This window comes from Leucobacter celer subsp. astrifaciens, assembly GCF_001273835.1.
Classification (GTDB): Bacteria; Actinomycetota; Actinomycetes; order Actinomycetales; family Microbacteriaceae; genus Leucobacter; species Leucobacter celer.
Genome location: NZ_JHEI01000125.1, coordinates 1 through 242, shown reverse-complemented (window position 1 = coordinate 242; position 242 = coordinate 1). Strand labels below are relative to the sequence as shown.

Annotated in this window: 1 protein-coding gene; it reads left to right on the top strand. The window is 69.4% G+C overall.

The window, feature by feature from the left end; genetic code table 11:
* Positions 1-242, top strand: a 242-nt coding sequence (locus AMS65_RS00435) for an ROK family protein (protein WP_157501983.1), incomplete at both ends; no start/stop codon positions are given.

The following is a 242-nucleotide window of genomic DNA, read 5'->3' as shown; positions in this document are numbered from 1 at the left end:
CCACTGCACCGACCGAGCGAGGTCGTCGCACTCGCGAAAGCAGGCGACGTCGGGGCGATCCAACGCATTCGCCAGGCCGGGCGCGACGTCGGCGAGGTGCTCACCGCCTGCGTCAGCATCATGAACCCGTCGGCGATCGTCATCGGTGGCACCATGGCGCAGGCCGCCGAGCACCTCGTCGCCGGCGTGCGCGAAGTCGTCTACGCGAGGTCGATCCCGCTCTCGACCGAGCAGCTCACCAT